This window comes from Malaciobacter sp. (genome assembly GCF_055140965.1).
This window is the reverse complement of the sequence record NZ_JBSRRO010000022.1, coordinates 22,210-40,487: the sequence shown is the minus strand read 5'-3', so window position 1 is coordinate 40,487 and position 18,278 is coordinate 22,210. Positions and strand designations below refer to the sequence as shown.

At 27.1% G+C, this 18,278-nt stretch carries 20 protein-coding genes; 13 read left to right on the top strand and 7 right to left on the bottom strand.

Translation table 11 applies throughout. From position 1 onward, the window contains the following. Positions 1–296: 296 nt before the first annotated feature. The 8 genes from sstT to ACTCCZ_RS07920 all read left to right on the top strand — a co-directional run bounded on the left by sstT (position 297) and on the right by ACTCCZ_RS07920 (position 8,081). Positions 297–1,502: a serine/threonine transporter SstT gene (gene sstT / locus ACTCCZ_RS07955; protein ID WP_079579921.1), complete on the top strand. Its 1,206-nt coding sequence runs from the start codon at positions 297–299 to the stop codon at positions 1,500–1,502. 56 nt (positions 1,503–1,558) lie between these two features. Beyond that, positions 1,559–2,272, top strand: a complete 714-nt coding sequence (locus ACTCCZ_RS07950) for a ZIP family metal transporter (protein WP_228145344.1) — start codon at positions 1,559–1,561, stop codon at positions 2,270–2,272. Positions 2,273–2,372: 100 nt separating this feature from the next. Continuing rightward, positions 2,373–3,611 (top strand): L-lactate MFS transporter, encoded by a 1,239-nt coding sequence (locus ACTCCZ_RS07945; RefSeq protein WP_079579920.1) that lies wholly within the window; start codon positions 2,373–2,375, stop codon positions 3,609–3,611. A gap of 105 nt (positions 3,612–3,716) precedes the next feature. Further along, the gene (locus tag ACTCCZ_RS07940) at positions 3,717–4,676 is read left to right on the top strand and encodes a methionine ABC transporter ATP-binding protein (protein WP_079579919.1); all 960 of its coding nucleotides are present in this window, start codon (positions 3,717–3,719) and stop codon (positions 4,674–4,676) included. Beyond that, positions 4,673–5,311 (top strand): methionine ABC transporter permease, encoded by a 639-nt coding sequence (locus ACTCCZ_RS07935; RefSeq protein WP_079579918.1) that lies wholly within the window; start codon positions 4,673–4,675, stop codon positions 5,309–5,311. The genes ACTCCZ_RS07940 and ACTCCZ_RS07935 overlap by 4 nt, the downstream gene beginning before the upstream one ends. 13 nt (positions 5,312–5,324) lie before the next feature. Beyond that, positions 5,325–6,137 (top strand): MetQ/NlpA family ABC transporter substrate-binding protein, encoded by an 813-nt coding sequence (locus ACTCCZ_RS07930; RefSeq protein WP_079579917.1) that lies wholly within the window; start codon positions 5,325–5,327, stop codon positions 6,135–6,137. Between the two features lie 134 nt (positions 6,138–6,271). Continuing rightward, entirely contained in the window at positions 6,272–7,408 is a 1,137-nt protein-coding gene (locus ACTCCZ_RS07925; protein WP_079579916.1) for a hypothetical protein, read from the top strand. Positions 7,409–7,484: 76 nt separating this feature from the next. After that, positions 7,485–8,081, top strand: a complete 597-nt coding sequence (locus ACTCCZ_RS07920; protein WP_079579915.1) for a hypothetical protein — start codon at positions 7,485–7,487, stop codon at positions 8,079–8,081. Here the strand turns inward: ACTCCZ_RS07920 and ACTCCZ_RS07915 are convergent. After that, a complete protein-coding gene (locus tag ACTCCZ_RS07915) occupies positions 8,065–8,703 on the bottom strand; it encodes a tRNA-uridine aminocarboxypropyltransferase (protein ID WP_228145343.1) in 639 nt (212 codons plus the stop codon). The genes ACTCCZ_RS07920 and ACTCCZ_RS07915 overlap by 17 nt on opposite strands. Before the next feature lie 141 nt (positions 8,704–8,844). On the opposite strand from ACTCCZ_RS07915, the gene ACTCCZ_RS07910 reads away from it, so the two are divergent. Genes ACTCCZ_RS07910 through pdxH form a run of 4 tightly spaced genes read left to right on the top strand, consistent with a single transcriptional unit; the run spans position 8,845 to position 11,094 of the window. Beyond that, on the top strand, positions 8,845–9,408 hold the full coding sequence (locus tag ACTCCZ_RS07910; protein ID WP_079579913.1) for an ankyrin repeat domain-containing protein: 564 nt from the start codon (positions 8,845–8,847) through the stop codon (positions 9,406–9,408). A 58-nt stretch (positions 9,409–9,466) separates the two neighbouring features. After that, a complete protein-coding gene (locus ACTCCZ_RS07905; RefSeq protein WP_079579912.1) occupies positions 9,467–9,916 on the top strand; it encodes an SRPBCC family protein in 450 nt (149 codons plus the stop codon). Positions 9,917–9,966: 50 nt separating this feature from the next. Beyond that, on the top strand, positions 9,967–10,446 hold the full coding sequence (locus tag ACTCCZ_RS07900) for a glutathione peroxidase (RefSeq protein ID WP_079579925.1): 480 nt from the start codon (positions 9,967–9,969) through the stop codon (positions 10,444–10,446). Between the two features lie 9 nt (positions 10,447–10,455). Next, positions 10,456–11,094 (top strand): pyridoxamine 5'-phosphate oxidase, encoded by a 639-nt coding sequence (pdxH, locus tag ACTCCZ_RS07895; RefSeq protein WP_079579911.1) that lies wholly within the window; start codon positions 10,456–10,458, stop codon positions 11,092–11,094. 10 nt (positions 11,095–11,104) lie between these two features. Here the strand turns inward: pdxH and ACTCCZ_RS07890 are convergent, their stop codons facing one another. The 3 genes from ACTCCZ_RS07890 to ACTCCZ_RS07880 form a co-directional block, all read right to left on the bottom strand. Further along, the gene (locus tag ACTCCZ_RS07890) at positions 11,105–11,527 is read right to left on the bottom strand and encodes a hypothetical protein (protein ID WP_079579910.1); all 423 of its coding nucleotides are present in this window, start codon (positions 11,525–11,527) and stop codon (positions 11,105–11,107) included. A gap of 69 nt (positions 11,528–11,596) precedes the next feature. After that, the gene (locus tag ACTCCZ_RS07885; protein ID WP_079579909.1) at positions 11,597–12,076 is read right to left on the bottom strand and encodes a HugZ family pyridoxamine 5'-phosphate oxidase; all 480 of its coding nucleotides are present in this window, start codon (positions 12,074–12,076) and stop codon (positions 11,597–11,599) included. A gap of 42 nt (positions 12,077–12,118) precedes the next feature. Next, complete coding sequence (locus tag ACTCCZ_RS07880) at positions 12,119–13,165, bottom strand: CNNM domain-containing protein (RefSeq protein ID WP_079579908.1); 1,047 nt, start codon at positions 13,163–13,165, stop codon at positions 12,119–12,121. Between the two features lie 212 nt (positions 13,166–13,377). Between ACTCCZ_RS07880 and ACTCCZ_RS07875 the strand changes: the two genes are divergently transcribed. Further along, entirely contained in the window at positions 13,378–13,743 is a 366-nt protein-coding gene (locus tag ACTCCZ_RS07875; protein ID WP_079579907.1) for a hypothetical protein, read from the top strand. Here ACTCCZ_RS07875 and ACTCCZ_RS07870 read toward each other — a convergent pair. The 3 genes from ACTCCZ_RS07870 to uvrA form a co-directional block, all read right to left on the bottom strand. Beyond that, positions 13,740–14,984, bottom strand: coding sequence for a dicarboxylate/amino acid:cation symporter (locus tag ACTCCZ_RS07870; protein ID WP_079579906.1), 1,245 nt, complete (start codon positions 14,982–14,984; stop codon positions 13,740–13,742). The genes ACTCCZ_RS07875 and ACTCCZ_RS07870 overlap by 4 nt on opposite strands. A gap of 116 nt (positions 14,985–15,100) precedes the next feature. Beyond that, on the bottom strand, positions 15,101–15,427 hold the full coding sequence (locus tag ACTCCZ_RS07865) for a DUF309 domain-containing protein (protein ID WP_079579905.1): 327 nt from the start codon (positions 15,425–15,427) through the stop codon (positions 15,101–15,103). Continuing rightward, positions 15,405–18,233, bottom strand: coding sequence for an excinuclease ABC subunit UvrA (gene uvrA, locus ACTCCZ_RS07860; RefSeq protein WP_079579904.1), 2,829 nt, complete (start codon positions 18,231–18,233; stop codon positions 15,405–15,407). The genes ACTCCZ_RS07865 and uvrA overlap by 23 nt, the downstream gene beginning before the upstream one ends. Positions 18,234–18,278: the final 45 nt, after the last annotated feature.

Below are 18,278 nucleotides of genomic sequence, written 5' to 3'. Positions count from 1 at the left end.
AGAATATCTCTTGCAATGTTCTTTTAAAATTCAGTGTTAATAAACTATTGCCTTTTTTTTATTTGCCTTTTTTTAAGCTATTCTTTATAGGATTGCTTTCTTAATTTATTTTGTTATTTTAATTTTATAATTTAAGTATTACAAAATGGTTGCAATTTAAAACTATTAAGATAGAAAAAATTTAAATAAATTTACAAAAAATGGCAGAAAGTTTTAAAATAAAATAAAATTTTGTTATACTTTTGCTTTTAAATTTTAAAATTAGATAATAATTAAATTATAGTGATAGGATTTATATGGCTCAAAATGGTTTACTACAAAGATATCTCAATGGAAATTTAGTCTTGCAAATTTTAATAGGTATTGTTCTTGGTGTTGTTGTTGGTTTTTTATCGAAGGATTTAGCAAATGCTGTTTCTATTCTTGGAGTTTTATTTGTTGGAGCATTAAAAGCAATAGCTCCTATATTAGTTTTTATTTTAGTATCAACTGCAATTGCTACAAAAGAGATGGGAGTTCAGACTAAAATAAAACCAATTATAATTTTATATTTAGTAGGTACTTTTTTAGCTGCATTGGTTGCTGTTAGTGCAAGTTTTTTATTTCCTATTGAATTGGTTCTTCCTGATGCACAAGAAAGCTCTTTAACTCCTCCTGATAGTGTAATATCTGTATTAAAAGGTGTTTTATTTAATATGGTAGATAATCCCATAAATGCTCTTCAAACTGGGAACTTTATAGGTATTTTAGTTTGGGCAATTGCATTGGGGTTTGCCATGCACTATAGTAGTGAAGATACTAAAAATGTATTTTTTGATATATCTTTAGGTGTTACAAAAATTGTAAAATTTATTATTAAACTTGCTCCTTTAGGTATTTTTGGTCTTGTTGCAAATACTTTTGCAAAAACAGGATTTGATGCACTTTTTAGTTATGGAAAAATCTTAGCTTTATTAGTAGGAACAATGCTTTTTATAGCATTTGTAGTAAATCCTATAATTGTATTTATTAAAATAAAAAAGAATCCTTTCCCTTTAATTTTTACTTGTATAAAAGATAGTGCGATAACTGCATTTTTCACAAGAAGTAGTGCTGCTAATATTCCTGTAAATATGAATCTTTGTAAAAAGTTGAATCTTGATGAAAATACTTACTCTGTTTCTATACCTTTAGGAGCTAGTACAAATATGGCAGGAGCAGCTGTTACTATTACTATTTTAACTTTAGCAACTGTACATACTTTAGGAATTAGTGTTGATTTAGGAACTGCACTTTTACTTAGTATTATATCAGCATTAGCTGCTTGTGGAGCTTCTGGTGTTGCTGGTGGTTCACTCCTTTTAATACCACTTGCTTGTTCACTTTTTGGAATCTCAAATGATATTGCGCTTCAAGTAGTTGCAATTGGTTTTGTAATTGGCGTGGTTCAAGATTCACTTGAAACGGCATTAAACTCTTCAACTGATGTACTTTTTACTGCAAGTTGCGCTTCAAAGGCTTAATTAAGCTCTTTGAGTATATGCTATAATCTAATAAATTATTTTAAAGGTTATAGCATATGAGTATTATCTCTTCTGTTATTATTTTTTCTTTACTCTCAGGAATTACAGTCTTTTTTGGGGGATTATTTGCCTTTGTTTTTGAAAAAAAATTTAAAAAAGGATTGCTAAAAGAAGAAATTATTCACTTTTTTATAGCTTTTGGAACAGGTATAATGCTTAGTGCAATCTCTTTTGTTTTAGTACCTCATGGTTTAGAAAAGACAAATGTTTTAATTGCTGTTTTCTTAATTCTTTTAGGTGGAATTATATTTTATTATCTAGATGCTTATATTCAAAAAAAATCTAAAAATACAGCTCAAATTATGGCAATGCTTCTTGATTTTGTTCCAGAATCAATTGCTCTTGGATCTTTATTTGCATATGATTATAAGCTAGGAATGGTTTTAGCTTTATTTATTGCACTACAAAATTTTCCAGAATCTTTTAATTCATACTTAGAGCTTAGAAGTTCAAAATTTAAAATAAGAACATCATTGATAATACTTTTTTTTCTTAGCTTTGTTGGAGTTGTCTTTTCTCTTTTGGGATATTACTTTTTATCTGATAAACCTTCTTTAACTTCTGCTTTAATGCTTTTTGCAAGTGGAGGAATTTTGTATTTAATTTTTCAAGATATTGCTCCTAGTTTAAAATATAAAAATAATAGACTTATTGCAATAGGCGTTAATATTGGTTTTATTGTAGGCATTTATGGGAATAGTTTCACTTAATTGATGAGTATATATTAACAAAAGTTATAATATATACTGTTTTATGTTTGTTTATGATAAAATTTTCACCTAATTTTACTTAAAAATCATGGAGAAATATATGAAAAAAAATCGTTGGCTTATGGCTCTTGCTGCTGTTGGTGTGCATATTTGTATAGGGTCTGTTTATGCTTGGAGTGTTTATGTAAATCCTATTCAAGAACAAATGAAGTGGGATTTAACTGATGTAACAATTGCTTTTAGTATTGCTATATTCTTTCTTGGCTTATCTGCTGCACTTATGGGTAAATTTGTTGAAAAAAATGGACCTAGAGTATCTGCTACAATTGCAGCTTTTGCTTTTGGTATAGGAACTGCTGGTTCTGGACTTGCCATTTTAATGGAATCAAAACTTTTACTTTATTTCTTTTATGGAGTCTTAGGTGGATGTGGATTAGGAATAGGTTATATTTCACCAGTATCAACTTTAGTAAAATGGTTTCCTGATAAAAGAGGTCTTGCAACAGGACTTGCAATTATGGGATTTGGTTTTGCTTCAGCTATTTCAGGTCCAGCAATAAAGTTATTAATTGGTTCTGTGGGAATTGCAAATACATTCTTTATTTTAGGAAGTGTTTATTTTATCGTAATGTTTATTTCAGCAATGTATTTGCAAGCTCCAAAAGAGGGCTATATGCCAAAGAAATTTAAGAAAAAAATCAAAGAGGGTAAAAAGAAAATCAAAAAAGATTTATCTAGTATGGGCTTAAATGAAGCTATAAAAACACCTAGGTTTTATGGTCTATGGATTATGTTATTTATAAATGTAACATGTGGAATTGCAATAATTGGAGTTGCTTCTCCTCTTCTTGAAGAAGTTATGGGTATTACGGCTCTTGCAGCTGCTGCTGCAGTTGGATTAATGGGTGTCTTTAATGGACTTGGAAGAATTTTTTGGGCTAGTATTTCTGATTTTTTAACAAGACCTATTGTTTATATAATATTTTTTGCAACACAAACAGTTGCTTTTTATGCCTTACCAAATATTAGTGAGCTTATACTATTTCAAATTGTCTTATATTTTATAATGTCTTGTTATGGTGGTGGATTTGCTTCAATTCCTGCTTATATTGGAGATATTTTTGGAACAAAAGAGTTAGGTGCTATTCATGGGTATATTTTAACTGCTTGGGCAGCAGCTGGACTTGTAGGACCTTTAATTATTTCAAATGTAAAAGATGTAACAGGAAGTTATTCTCAAACATTATATGTATTTTCAGGCTTTTTTTGTATCGCATTAGTTGTTTCTATTTCAATGCTTTTAAATATAAAAAAATTGAAAAAACAGTTAGAAGATTAAAACAAAAGGGCAAAAAGCCTTTTTGCGTGTTAAATCGTATGATTTAATAGATTTATTAGTACTATTTTTATATTATACACGGTTAAAAATACAATAAGGTTTACTTTGGTTGAAATTAAAAATTTAAATAAATATTATGGGCAGATGAAAGTACTAAATGATATTAACCTTACTATTGAAAAAGGTGATATTTTTGCTATTGTAGGGCATAGTGGTGCTGGAAAATCTACACTTTTAAGATGTATTAATGGACTTGAAGGTTATCATGATGGTTCACTTATAGTAAATAATAAAGAAGTAAAAACATTAAAGGGTAGTGTGTTAAATGAGTTTAGAAAAAAAATTGGAATGATTTTTCAACATTTTTCACTTCTTCAAAGGAAAACAGTTTATGAAAATGTCTCTTTACCTATGGAAATTTGGGGATATAAAGAGAGTGAAATAAAGAAGAAAGTTGATGATTTATTGCATCTTGTTGGACTTTCTAATAAAGCTAAGTCTTATCCAAAAGAACTAAGTGGTGGACAAAAACAAAGAGTTGCAATTGCAAGGGCATTAACACTTGATCCTGATATTTTATTAAGTGATGAAGCAACTTCTGCTCTTGATCCAAATACTACAACATCAATTTTAAATCTTTTAAAAAAAATTAATGCAGAATTAAATATTACTATTATTTTAGTAACTCATGAAATGGAAGTAGTAAAACAAATAGCACAGAAAGCTTTACTTTTAGAGTATGGAAATATAATAGGTTTAGATGTAACAGAAGATCTGTTTTTGCAACCTGATGCAAAAATGAAAAGATTTTTAGGTGAGGATGAAGTAGTACCACAAGAGGGAGTAAATATAAAAATATACTTTCCAAAAGATAATGCACATCAATCACTTATTACTTCAATGGCAAGAGAGTTAAATATGGACTTTAATATTGTTTGGGGGAAACTTGAAGAGATAAACACTCATATTATTGGAAATATGGTTATAAATATTCAAGAAGAGCAAAAAGATGAGGTTTGCAAATATTTAGAAAATAGACAAATTACTTGGGAGGTATTAAAATGATAGATATTTTATTGCCAGCAATTTGGGAAACTATATATATGAGTGTAGTTTCTACTTCAATTGCTGTTATTATAGGTTTTTTTACAGCTATTGTTTTAATACTTACACAAAAAGATGGATTGATGGAGAATATACAACTATATAGAGTTTTAGATGTAGTTATAAATACTTTAAGATCTTTTCCTTTTATTATTTTAATGATTGTATTATTCCCTGTGACAAAAATGATAGTTGGAAAAAGTATTGGAACAACTGCTGCTATAGTTCCACTTACAATAGGAGCTGCTCCTTTTATTGCAAGATTAATTGAGAGTGCTTTAAAAGAGGTTGATCAAGGTGTTATTGAAGCTGCAAAATCATTTGGAGCTGGAAATTTCCAGATAATTTTTAGAATAATGTTAGTTGAAGCATTGCCTGGTATTATTTCAGCCATTACTTTAACTTTAATTACTGTTGTTGGGTTTTCTGCAATGGCTGGGGCTGTTGGAGGCGGAGGACTTGGTGATGTAGCAATCAAATATGGTTACTATAGATTCCAAACTGACATTATGATGTATACTGTATTGGTTTTAATCATAATAGTACAGATATTTCAAAGTTTAGGTGATTATTTATATAAAATTACAAAAAAATAAAGGAAGGAAATAAATGAATAATTTTTTTAAAGTTGTTTTAGTTGCACTAGTTGCATTGTTTTTAGGTGCTTGTTCAGATAATAATGATAAGCAAGAACAAAAAGTTCAAGAGAAGAAAGTTATAAAAGTTGGAGCTACTCCAATTCCTCATGCAGAGATTTTACAAGAAGTAAAAAAAATCTTAGCAAAAGATGGTTACACACTAGAAATTGTTGAGTTTACTGATTATGTTACTCCAAATATTGCAGTTGAAGAGGGTGAGTTAGATGCTAACTTTTTCCAACATTTACCATATATGGATGAATTTAATAAAAATAAAAATACTCACTTAGTTAAAACTGTAAATGTTCACTTAGAGCCAATGGGAATCTATTCAAACAAAATAAAATCATTAAAAGAGATTAAAGAGGGTGATACAATAGCTGTACCAAATGATCCAACAAATGAGAGTAGAGCTCTAGATATTTTACAAAGAGAAGGTTTATTAACATTTAATGATGTAGAATTAAAAACTGCAAAAGATATTTTAGATAATCCAAAAAATCTTAAAATTGAAGAGTTAGATGCTCCTCAATTACCAAGAGTTTTAGATGAAGTTACAGCAGCAGTTATTAATACAAACTATGCTTTATTATCAAATCTTAATCCATTAAAAGATGCTTTAGCAATTGAATCAAAAGATTCTCCTTATGCAAATATTGTAACTATTAAAGCAGGTAATGAAAATAAAGAGTATATTAAAGCTTTAAATAAAGCAATAACTTCTGAAGAGATTAAAAACTTTATTAGAACAAAATATGAAGGTTCAATTATAGAAGCTTTCTAAAATTGTTTAAAAAAGGGGTTATTCTCCTCTTTTTTAACAATTAACTACTATTTTCTTTACAATAAATTTCCCTTTAGGTATAATCTTATAAATAAATATGAGGGAAAAGTATCAAATGATACAAAACTAATAACTTGCAAGAATTTAAAATTACAGACGAAATAAAAAACTTAGATTTAACAAATATAAGAAGCAATCTTTTTCATTATAAATATGATAATAAATATTTGAAAAATCTTTATACAAAAGATGGAACTTTAAAAGAGGAATCAAAAGAGAGTCCTACTTATCATAGTTTCAAAGGTGAAGTATTTGAAAATATTATTTATGAACATTTATTAAGATTTGCACAAAACAATGATGAAATAAAGCGTTTTGTTTTAAAAGGTCCTCATCAAAATAAAAATAATATATTTAAAAAAAATGGACTTTTAATAGATAAAGGTGCTCAAATTGTTTATAAATCAGTTTATAAAGATATTAGCGAATTTGATGCATTGTTTTTTACAAAAGATAGTATATATTTTGTAGAAATGAGTAAATCAAAAAAAACTTCGGGTTTAAATAAAAGATTATTTAAAAAATTTGCTTTATTAAAATTACTATTTCCAAGTTTTGAGATTAAGGCACTTATTGTTTTAACACAAGGTTCTATAGGTCTTAGTAGATTTCCAGATTATTGTACAATTTGGATTACTAAAGAGTTTGATGATGAACAGATTTTAAAAGAGCTTATATTAAATAAAGTTAAAAAAGAGAGTTTAATAGAGTATAAAGATAAAAAGTTTATTGAAGCTTTAAATGTAAGGTATAAAAAATTTTCTTACTTTGAAACGCTAGAGTGGATTTTGCATAAAAGTAGGGCTCACCAAACTCATGCTGTTGATTTGAGCTTTTTTAAATGTAAAAAATTATCTTTGTATTTTGATATATTTACTAAACTTTATATAGGTTTTATTACAATAAAAGATTTTAAACAACTTGTTCCTTATGAAGGTGATGTTAAAGATAATAAAGTGATTGTAACAATAGAAAAAATAAATCAAAAAAAGTTTGAAATTGTTTACTATTTAAGACAGACAAATCATAAATTAAAAAGAGTATCTTATTCAAAAGAGAAATTATCTATTGAAGATAAAGATCCTGAAGGATTTACTAATAAAGAGACAAGATTTATCTCTAAAATTTTATTACCTGAACATAGACTTCTTATAAAAAATATAAATAATTTAAGTAAGAAACTAGAAGAGAAATATTTAGTAAGTTTGTAATTCTTATATAATAAGAACTTCTTTTATTCTTTTTTTATTAAAAGCTAATATAATAGCGAAAAAATTTGGAGATTTTATGTTATTACTTGAAGCTTTTGGTGCTATTTTTTCTATTTTAGGTGCATATTTAATGTCACTTAGCACTAAACATAATCAAAGACCTTTATACTTAGCTTTTATAAGTTTTTTAGCTGCAAACCTATCTTTATTTGCATTCTTTTTATTTGCAGGTAAAGTACCAATGATTATACAATTAGTATTTTTTTATGCTGGAGCCTTTTTAGGAATTATTAAAAAATCACCAAATCCTAAAAGAGATTTTAAAATAGTAATGACTATTTCAATAATCTATTTTTCAACACTTGCAATAATTTTATATTTTCAATCTATCTCTTCAATTGATTTTGAAGTATTGATTTTAGATAGTACTGCTGCATCTATGGCAATCATGGGAAATTTCTTTTTATCAAGTAGAAGTCATATTAGAAGATCATATGCCTTTATACTATTTTTTATAGCTGATGTTTTATATGTATATGTGGGATATTCAAATGGCTTTTATTTCTTTATGGCACAATCAATGTTTTTTATATATACATCTTTTAATGGATATAAAAATACAATGAAAGAAGAGATTGATGATTTTATAATTAGAATTAAGAGTAGATTTTAACTCTTAAGTCTCTTTTTTTACTACAACTTATTTGATACTTAACTAGTTTTTCAAATGGTACTAAAAAACTATCTAAGTATTTTGAATCAATATTTTCAATATTATGTTTATTTAATAAGCAAAGAATCTCTTTTGTGGATTCAATTGTTGAAAGACAATAGTTTTGTGGTTGTGTTTTAAATTTATATGCAGATTGTTTTGTTGTTTTAAAACTTATTTTAGGTAAATGTTGTAAATTTAAACTTCTTTTTAAAATTGCTTTTGAACATGCCCATGTAGAATCTATAATAAATATAAGTTGTTTCTTTTTACTTTTTATGCTTGTTGTATTTAGTAAAATTGACTTTTCATCAGGATATAAAATAAAGCATTCATATTCATCAATATAGTTGTTTATTTCTTTATGTTTTGTAAAATCAATACCAATATAAATTTTAGAGTTATTAAGTTGTAAGCTAGTTATTTTACCTGTTGTATTTTTTGTTTTTCTGTACTCTTTTGGGTGCATTAAAATAATAAATTTTGTATTTGTATCAAAACTATTTATGTATTGACATAAACATGAGGTTTTTGGTCTATTACATTTGTAACAAAACTCTCTTTGCGTAAGTATATTTTCCAATAATTTTCCTTTGATGACATTATAGTAAAAAAAACTAGAAAGGATAATTATATAAAAGTATATAATATCAATAACCATTATCAATATACTTTAAGTTTTGATATGCTAAAGTTTTATAACTAAACACAAAAAGGGTTAAGCATGAGTACAAATATTTTTGTAGATGATAAATCAATAGATAAAAGTCACTCTTTTAAAAAGCTAATATTTAGCGGGTTAGATATTAATTATCAAGATTCGCAAGGCTGGTGTATGCTTTTTGAAGCTATTGTTTATAATGAAAATATTGAAGCAGTATTATCTTTAAATCCTAATATTAATTTAAGAGATAAAAAAGATAGAAATGCACTTTATTGGGCTATAAAATATAAGAATTTTAAAGCTGTTAAACTATTGATTTCAAAAGGAATTGATATGTATGTAACGCCTACACTTTATGCAGTACATTTTGCAGTTTATAATGATGATGTAAAAATGCTAAAATGCTTAAAAAATTGTGATGTTGATATTAATTATTTAGATGAGATTAATGCAACTGCATTAATATATGCAGTTTTATATAATAAAGTACATTGTGTTGACTATTTAATAAATAATAATGCTAACATTAATCAAGTTGATATTTTAGGAAATAGTGCATATACTTTAGCCTATGAGTTACAAATGAATAACTTGATAAAAAAGTTTGATAAACTAATCAAATAACAAAAAAACTCTATCTAAATACTTTTTTTATGGTTATAATAAAATAAAAGGAGTATTTATGCAAACCTTTACAAAACAAACTTATATAAATACAAGTTTAGAAGAGTTATTTAAGTTTCATTTAGATTCAAATAATCTTATAAAAATCACTCCTAAAAATATTAAAGCAGAACTTTTAACAAAGGATGTAAGTCCAAAAGAGGGTGCAATTTTAAAAATAAAAACTATTAAAAACTTCATTCCTTTTACTTGGGTAGTAAAAATAGAAAAGATGGATTATCCTAATATGTTTATGGATGTTGCTATAAAATCACCTTTTAAGTTTTGGGAACATTCTCATATATTTGAGCAAGAAGATGATAAGGTTTTGCTAAAAGATGTGGTAAGATATGAGTTGCCTTTTGGTTTTTTAGGTTCTTTATTAGATGGTTTTGTAAAAAAAGATTTGGAGCAAATGTTTGAATTTAGGCATGAAGTGACTAAAAAAATTTTAGAAGGTAAAATATGAGGTTATTAATAAGTACTATTTTATTAGTAAGTTCACTAATAGGAGCTAATATGAAAACTATATATGATATTGAAGTTGAGACGATAGATGGGGAAAAGATTAGTTTAAATGAGTATAAAAACAAAGTTTTACTAATAGTAAATGTAGCTAGTAAATGTGGATTTACTTCACAATATGAAGGTTTAGAAAAGTTATATGATAAGTATAAAGATAAAGATTTTGTTGTTTTAGGTTTTCCTTGTAATCAATTTATGAATCAAGAACCAGCTACAAATGAAGAGATAAAAGAGTTTTGTAGTTTAACTTATGATGTTAGTTTTCCAATGTTTTCAAAAATTGATGTTAATGGAGATGAAGCTCATCCTTTATACAAATTTTTAAAAAGTAAAGCTTCAGGTTTTTTAGGAACAGAAGCTATAAAATGGAACTTTACAAAATTTTTAATTGATAAAAATGGAAATATAATAAATAGATATTCTCCTTCTACGACACCTAAAAGTTTAGAAGATGATATAGAAAAATTACTTTAGGAGAAATTTATGGACTTAAGTTCTATGAGAGAAGAGTACGTAAATAATGGCTTAAGAAGAAAGGATTTAGATCAAAATCCTATAAAACAGTTTGAAAAATGGTTTGAACAAGCAATGAGTGCAGATTTAATAGAACCAAATGCAATGACTTTAGCAACAGTAGGTAAAGATATGATGCCCTCAATAAGAACTGTATTATTAAAGTTTTTTGATGAAACTGGTTTTGTTTTCTTTTCAAATTATGAAAGTGTAAAGTCAAAACAGATGGAAGAAAACTCAAAAGTTGCACTTCATTTTGCATGGCTTGGTTTAGAAAGACAAATAAAAGTTGAGGGTAGGGCTGAAAAAATATCTTCATCAAAATCATTGAAATATTTTTTATCAAGACCAAAAGGAAGCCAAATAGGTGCTTGGGTTTCACAACAAAGTCAAGTTGTTAGTTCAAGATCAGTTTTAGAAGCAAAATTCAATGAAATAAAAAGTAAATTTGTAAAAGGTGAAATTCCCTTTCCTTCTTTTTGGGGAGGTTATATAGTAAAGCCTGAAAAAATTGAATTTTGGCAAGGTGCAAAACATAGATTGCATGATAGATTTCAATATACTTTACAAGATAATAACACTTGGCAAATTGATAGACTAGCCCCTTAGGGCTAGTTTTTTAATAACTCAAATTTTTATAGTCATTATTTAATAAATCTTTTGAAACATCCATTGGTTTAGCAACAGTTATATTTGACATTAAATCAGTTTTTTGAAGATTTTTATTTGGTAAGTATAAAGGACAAACTTTAACACTTGCACCTTTATTTATTATTGCTTTTAGCATCATTTTTGGAGATTTATCCATTGGCTTTAAAACTTCACTTTTACTATTTTTAAGTGCTAAATCACCAGCTTTTGAACAAAGTACCATATTTACTTTTTTATTTTGTTTTAAAGTCATCATTGATAGAACCATTGACATCATTTGTGTTTGAGCATCATCTGATGTAACTAAAACATTTAATCCTTTTGCACTATTTGCAAATGCAGAAGTACTTAAAAACAAACCAAGAGTAGAAATTGCAAGTAGTTTTTTCATAATTATTCCTTATGTATAAGTATTAAGAATTATTATAATTAATAATATCTTATATATAAGTTAAAACTATTATTTACTTGTGTGGGCTTTTTGATTTTCTCTTTGAATTAGTTCATCGAAATTTTTGCCACCAATATTATAAGCTCTACCAAAACCAAATACAGCTTCACCATAATTTACTTCTAATTCAAATAGATTAAAATCACTCATTTTTCTTGTCATTTTGACTGTTTTTTTATCTAAATTTTCAAACTTATCTAGTATTGATTCAAATTTATCTGAATCTCTTTTTATTATTGTGCTATTTGCTTGAAAAATTACTCTTTTTCTTGCAAAAATATTTTCACAATTATTTTCATCTTCTATAAAAAATATTGATACTTTAGGATTTGATTTTAAGTTTCTTGCATGTTTTGCCATATCACTTAAATAGACATAATATCGATTATTATATTTAATAAATGGTGCATAACTATTAAATGGAAAGTCATTTTCATCAATGCTTGCAAGTATTATGGATTTGAAACTGTTAATAAATTCATTTAGCATATTTTTCTAACCTTTTTATATAAAAAAGAAAGAGTTTTAATTTTACTCTTTTCCTCTTTCTTTTCTTTTTGCTTTCATTTTATTTAATGCAAGTCTTCTCATATCTGCTGTTGTATCAAGCTCATCCATTATTTCAAGACCTAATAGTGTTTCAATACAATCTTCTAAAGTCACAAGTCCTTCTGTTTGGTCATAGTTATCTAAAACAATAAACATATGTTCCTTTTTTTGTATAAATTTGCTTAATGCTTTTCCTACTGGAATATTTTCATTTAGAGCAAAAACTGGTGTCATAATTCTTTCAATAGGAACATTTTTATCTTTAATTGCTTGTTTAAAAAGTTTTTTTGTTAATACAACACCAACAATATTATCAATTGATTCATCATAAACAGGAACTCTTGAAAACTTATAAGTTCTTTTATCTTCTAATATGTCTTTAATAAAAGAATCTTTTTGAACCGCATACATAACTGATCTTGGAGTTAAAATATCTTTTACTTTTACTGCATTTAAAGTTAATGTATTCTCAATGATATCTGACTCTAAATCCCCAATTACTCCCTCTTCTTCACTTAAAAGTGTAGAGTGAATTAACTCTTCTCTTGAAAAAGAATCATTATTTGAAGAGTTTTTAGATATCTTTTTTGTTACAAATTGTGTTATTATTATTATAGGATAAGTAATAAATACAAAAACGTTGATTATTCTTGCTGCTACTGCTGCTAGTTCTTTCCAATAAACTGCACCAATTGTTTTAGGAATAATTTCTGCAAAAAACAGAATCATAAAAGTCAAAATTATAGAAATAATCATTACTAAAGTTTTATCACCACTAAATACATTTTGTGCTTGAACACCAATAGCTGTTGCACCTAATGTATTTGCAATTGTGTTAATAATTAAAATTGATGCAATAGTTATATCTATTTCTGATTTTAATTTTTTTAGTAATTTTCCAGCAGTAGGATTTTTATTTTCTATTACTGAAACATATGAAACTGTTGTTGATAGAATTACTGATTCTAAAACTGAACATAAAAACGATGTGCCTATTACAATAAAAAATAGAAGTATTAATATTTCCATTTTATATCACCTGTAATAATCTTGCACCTCTGGGAACTGTCTTCCAATTAATTTCTCCTTAAATTAAATAGTAATAAATCATACTATTTTGAAAAAAATACAACGTATCATAGCAAAATTTAACTTTATTTAAAAAATATTTGACAAAAGTTTATTTTTTTATATATAATAAGTAATACATTCAAAGTGATAACTTTAAAAAGGAGGTTGCTATGGAGTATGGACTAATTCCTAAACTTGAATCTTACAGTAATGACCAATCACTTCAAATACAAAAGGTACAACCTTCAAACTCTATTTCTCAAGTAATTGAGGGGAAAGAGTCTTCAAAAGTAAAAGAAGAGTTTTTAAAACTTGATGAAACTAAACAAACAAATAAAACATCTGATTCTAAAATTTCAGATCTTATTGAGTATAACTTAACAAATTTAAACTTTGGTTATAACCGTAACTCAAAAGATTTTTATGTAAAAGTACAAAGAGGTGATTCAGAAAGTCAATACCCAACAGATGAGATGATGAGATTAAAAGCATTTTTATTGAAAAACCAGCAGCAAGAAGCTGCTAATTTTTCTTAGGCATTACTAGTTTTATTTATTTCATTTTGTGTATATTCATCTACTATAACTGCACAAGCTGCATCACCTGTAATATTTAATGCTGTTCTTGTCATATCAAATATTCTATCAAGTGCAAAAAGTAAAGGTAATCCTTCAATTGGTATTCCAGCTGCAATAAGCACTGCAACAACTAAAAATGAAGGTCCAGGAACTCCTGCTTGTCCAATTGCTCCAATAGTTGCAGTAAGTATAATTGCTGCATATTCTGTAAATCCTAAATCTACATTAAATATTTGTGCAAAAAATATTGCTACAAGACCATAATAAATTGCATTACCACTCATATTAATAGTAGCACCCAATGGTAAAACAAATGATGATGTACTTTTAGAAATTTTTAATTCTTCTTCACAAACTTCCATTGTAACAGGAAGTGTTCCCATTGATGAGGCTGTAGATAAGGCAACTGTTTGAGGTTTTTTCATTGCACTTATAAATTTTCTAACACTCATTGTTGAAAATAGTTTAATTAATAAAGGAAAGAAAATAAAACCAAAAATTAAAATTGCCGCAAAATAAACTAGAACTAAATTTGTAATTAGTTGCAATACGTCAAATCCAAATGTACCTATAGCATCTGCCATAAGACCAAATACACCAATAGGTGCAAATTTCATTACTACATGAATCATCCAAATAAAAGCTTCTACAAGTGCATTAATCCCACCAAGTAATGACTCTGATTTCTTTTTTTCTAGTTTTGAAATAGCAATTCCTAAAAATAGACAGAAAAATAGTATTTGTAAAATATTTGCATTGTTTAGTGATACAAAAATATTTGTAGGAATAATACCTGTAATAGTTTCAAAAAAACCTGGAAGTTCACCTTTTGATGCATATTCATTTGAGAACATTCCCTCAACACTACTTAAATCAACTCCAATTCCAGGTGTAAAGTATTCTCCCATTGTTAAAGCTAACGCAACTGCAAATCCTGAAGTAATTAAGAAAAATGCAAAAGTTAATGCTCCTATTTTCCCAGCTGATTTAGTTCCACCAATACTTGCAGCTCCACTTATAATAGAAATAGCAATCAATGGAATAACTAACATTTTAATTAAGTGAATAAAAATTGTTCCAAGAGGTGCAAATACTACTGCATCGTGTTTCATAATAACACCTACAATAGTCCCTAAAACCATTGCAATTATAATTTGAATACCTATATTAGAAAAGATACTCTTTTTGGTTTGTGACATAATAATGTTTCCTTTATTTCAATAAATTATAGAGAATTATATATTTATTGCTTTTAGTATAAACTTATATGGTGCAATATTCTTAAGTTAATTTTGTAATTTAAGTTAATATAAAGCTATTCTGTCAATTCTTCTTTTTTTTCTTCAAGAATTTTACAAGCATAAAAGAATCGATTTTTATTATTTATTTTTGCATTAGTTAATAAAGGTTTATATTTTAAATATACTGGCCATACTTTTTTAAAGCTATCAGGTCTTTTTTTGATATGGTATAAGGCAAGTGCTGTTGCTCCATTAATCAAACCTTGTATGGCTTTTGCTTCAAGTTTTAAACCTTGTTTTTTAAAAGTTTTCCAGTCATCTTCAAGTATTTCATGAGCCTCTACAAATTTGTGTTCTTGTAAAGCCTCTATAAAATTATCAATTGGTTTTTTGCTGTTCATTTAGTTCTTTTTCTAAATAATAACCTGTATAAGATTTTGTTTTTTTATGAGTTTTTGCTAACTCTTCAGGTGTTCCTTGAGCTACTATTTTGCCACCTTTACTTCCACCTTCTGGACCAATATCAATAACCCAATCAGAGTTTTTAATAATATCAAGATTATGCTCAATCACTAAAACTGAATTCCCAACTTCTACAAGATGATGTAAAACTTTTGTTAGTCTATCTACATCTGCAAAGTGTAATCCAGTTGTTGGTTCATCTAAAATATATAAAGTATTTCCTGTATCTTTTTTGCTTAATTCTTTACTTAATTTTATTCTTTGTGCTTCCCCACCACTTAATGTAACTGCATTTTGTCCAAGAGTAATATAACCAAGTCCCACATCACTTAAAGTTTTTAATTTTGCATGAATCTTTGGAACTTTTGCAAAGAACTCTAAAGCTTCATCTACACTCATACTTAATACATCAGCAATACTTTTTGATTTATATAATATTTCTAAAGTTTGTCTATTGTATCTTTGTCCATGACATTCATCACATTTAACCATAATATCAGGCAAGAAGTGCATTTCAATTTTTATTTCACCTTCACCTTGGCATTTTTCACATCTTCCACCTTTTACATTAAATGAAAATCTTCCTATTTTATAGCCTCTTAAACTAGCCTCTTTAGTTTTAGAAAATAGTGTTCTAATCTCATCCATTAAACCTGTATAAGTTGCAGGGTTACTTCTTGGAGTTCTACCAATTGGACTTTGATCAAGATAAATTACTTTATCTAAATTTTCCAAGCCATTTATTTCAACTCCATCAACTTTTTTAACTTTTTTTGCATGATTTAAAAGTTCTTTTGCAACAGGTAGAAGTGTTTGTAGTATTAAAGATGATTTTCCACTCCCACTAACACCTGTTATTGATACTAAATTTTTCAATGGCAATTGAACATCAAGATTCTTAATATTATTAATATTTACATTTTTAATTTCAATAAATTTTTCTTGTGGTCTATTGTGCACATAAGCAATCTGTTTTTTACCTGAAACAAATTTTGATGTTAAAGTATTAGCTTTAAGCATTTGTTTTAAAGTACCTGCAAAAACTATTTCACCACCATATTTACCAGCATTTGGACCAATGTCAACAATAAAATCTGCTTCTTTAATTGTCTCTTTATCATGTTCTACAACTATTACAGTATTGCCTTTTTCTTGTAAAGCTTTTAATGTTTTGATAAGTTTATTTGTATCTCTTTCATGAAGACCAATTGATGGTTCATCAAGTACATACATAACACCTGTAAGTCCAGAACCTATTTGACTTGCAACTCTAATTCTTTGAGCTTCACCTCCTGAGATTGTTCTTGCATCTCTTCCTAAAGTAATATAACCAAGACCCACATCATTTAAAAAGAAAACTCTCTCTTTTATCTCTTTTAATATTGGAGCTGAAATCATTCTATTTTGTTCATTAAAGTATTCAAAGTTTTTATCATCTTGAAAAAATGTGTGTGCATCTTCAATAGGTAAATTTATAATATCAGAGATTGTTTTATTTGCAACATATACACTTTGTGAAGATGGTTTTAATCTATTACCATTGCATGAATCACAAGTTTTTTCAGTCATATAATCTGCCATGTCTTTTTCATCTTTTACCATATTATATGCAATAGTTACAATACCTTCCCATTTTCTTTTTAGCTTGTGTCTTTTCCATGTAAAAACAGCTTCATCAACACCACCATGTAAAATAGCTTTTTGTTCATGGTCTTTTAGTTCACTAAAAGTTTTATTCATATCAATATTAGCAGCTTCACAAAATGCTGTTAGCATTTTAAAATAGTAACCTTTGTTAAAGCCATATATGATTTTAATAGCTCCATCTTTTAAAGTTAAATCTTCATCTATGATTTTTTTCATATCAAGTGAATATCTAATACCTAATCCATCACAAGAAGAACATGCACCTTTTGGTGAGTTAAAAGAAAAACTTAACGGCTCTAATGGTTCAAAAGATATTTTACAGTCAAAACAAGCCATATGCTCAGAATAGTGAACATGTTTTTCACAATCTAAATCTTTATGATTTAATATCTCAATTTCAAGTTCTCCAAAACTCTCTTTTAAAGCTTTTTCAACATCTTGAGCAATTCTATCTCGATTTTCTTCTTTTATAACAACTCTATCTATTACTATTTTAATAGTGTGCATTTTGTTTTTTTCAAGCTCTATTTCTTCATCTAGCCTTACCATCACACCATCAATCATAGCTCTTACATAACCTTTATTTCTAAGTGATTCTAAAAGATCTGCAAAAGTTCCTTTTTTTCTGTTGATTAATGGTGCAAGAATTATGATTTTTGCACTATTTGGTAAAGATAAAACTTGCTCAATAACATCAGAAGAGCTCATTTGAGAAATTGGTTGTCCACATTTATGGCAATGTTGTTTTCCAACCCTTGCGTATAAAAGTCTAAAATAATCGTAAACTTCTGTAATCGTTCCTACTGTAGAACGAGGATTTTTTGATGTAGTTTTTTGATCAATGGCAATTGCAGGAGTTAAACCCTCAATTCTTTCAACATCAGGTTTTCCAACTTTATCTAAAAATTGTCTTGCATATGCAGACAAAGATTCTATATATCTTCTTTGACCCTCAGCATAAAGAGTATCAAAGGCTAATGTGGACTTTCCTGAACCAGAAAGTCCAGTAAAAACTATAAGCTTATTTTTGGGAATTTCCAAATTTATATTTTTTAAGTTGTTTTCTTTTGCGTTGTAAATTTTAATTGAATCTTTCATAAATAATAATCCGTTTTTTAATAGGTTTGTAAAAAATAAAGCCTT

What these genes read in the sequence shown, in the direction of transcription:
- sstT (WP_079579921.1), top strand. Translation starts at nt 297, where the DNA reads ATGGCTCAAAATGGTTTACTACAAAGATATCTCAATGGAAATTTAGTC.
- ACTCCZ_RS07950 (WP_228145344.1), top strand. Translation starts at nt 1,559, where the DNA reads ATGAGTATTATCTCTTCTGTTATTATTTTTTCTTTACTCTCAGGAATT.
- ACTCCZ_RS07945 (WP_079579920.1), top strand. Translation starts at nt 2,373, where the DNA reads ATGAAAAAAAATCGTTGGCTTATGGCTCTTGCTGCTGTTGGTGTGCAT.
- ACTCCZ_RS07935 (WP_079579918.1), top strand. Translation starts at nt 4,673, where the DNA reads ATGATAGATATTTTATTGCCAGCAATTTGGGAAACTATATATATGAGT.
- ACTCCZ_RS07930 (WP_079579917.1), top strand. Translation starts at nt 5,325, where the DNA reads ATGAATAATTTTTTTAAAGTTGTTTTAGTTGCACTAGTTGCATTGTTT.
- ACTCCZ_RS07920 (WP_079579915.1), top strand. Translation starts at nt 7,485, where the DNA reads ATGTTATTACTTGAAGCTTTTGGTGCTATTTTTTCTATTTTAGGTGCA.
- ACTCCZ_RS07910 (WP_079579913.1), top strand. Translation starts at nt 8,845, where the DNA reads ATGAGTACAAATATTTTTGTAGATGATAAATCAATAGATAAAAGTCAC.
- ACTCCZ_RS07905 (WP_079579912.1), top strand. Translation starts at nt 9,467, where the DNA reads ATGCAAACCTTTACAAAACAAACTTATATAAATACAAGTTTAGAAGAG.
- ACTCCZ_RS07900 (WP_079579925.1), top strand. Translation starts at nt 9,967, where the DNA reads ATGAAAACTATATATGATATTGAAGTTGAGACGATAGATGGGGAAAAG.
- pdxH (WP_079579911.1), top strand. Translation starts at nt 10,456, where the DNA reads ATGGACTTAAGTTCTATGAGAGAAGAGTACGTAAATAATGGCTTAAGA.
- ACTCCZ_RS07890 (WP_079579910.1), bottom strand. Translation starts at nt 11,527, where the DNA reads ATGAAAAAACTACTTGCAATTTCTACTCTTGGTTTGTTTTTAAGTACT.
- ACTCCZ_RS07885 (WP_079579909.1), bottom strand. Translation starts at nt 12,076, where the DNA reads ATGCTAAATGAATTTATTAACAGTTTCAAATCCATAATACTTGCAAGC.
- ACTCCZ_RS07880 (WP_079579908.1), bottom strand. Translation starts at nt 13,165, where the DNA reads ATGGAAATATTAATACTTCTATTTTTTATTGTAATAGGCACATCGTTT.
- ACTCCZ_RS07875 (WP_079579907.1), top strand. Translation starts at nt 13,378, where the DNA reads ATGGAGTATGGACTAATTCCTAAACTTGAATCTTACAGTAATGACCAA.
- ACTCCZ_RS07870 (WP_079579906.1), bottom strand. Translation starts at nt 14,984, where the DNA reads ATGTCACAAACCAAAAAGAGTATCTTTTCTAATATAGGTATTCAAATT.
- ACTCCZ_RS07865 (WP_079579905.1), bottom strand. Translation starts at nt 15,427, where the DNA reads ATGAACAGCAAAAAACCAATTGATAATTTTATAGAGGCTTTACAAGAA.
- uvrA (WP_079579904.1), bottom strand. Translation starts at nt 18,233, where the DNA reads ATGAAAGATTCAATTAAAATTTACAACGCAAAAGAAAACAACTTAAAA.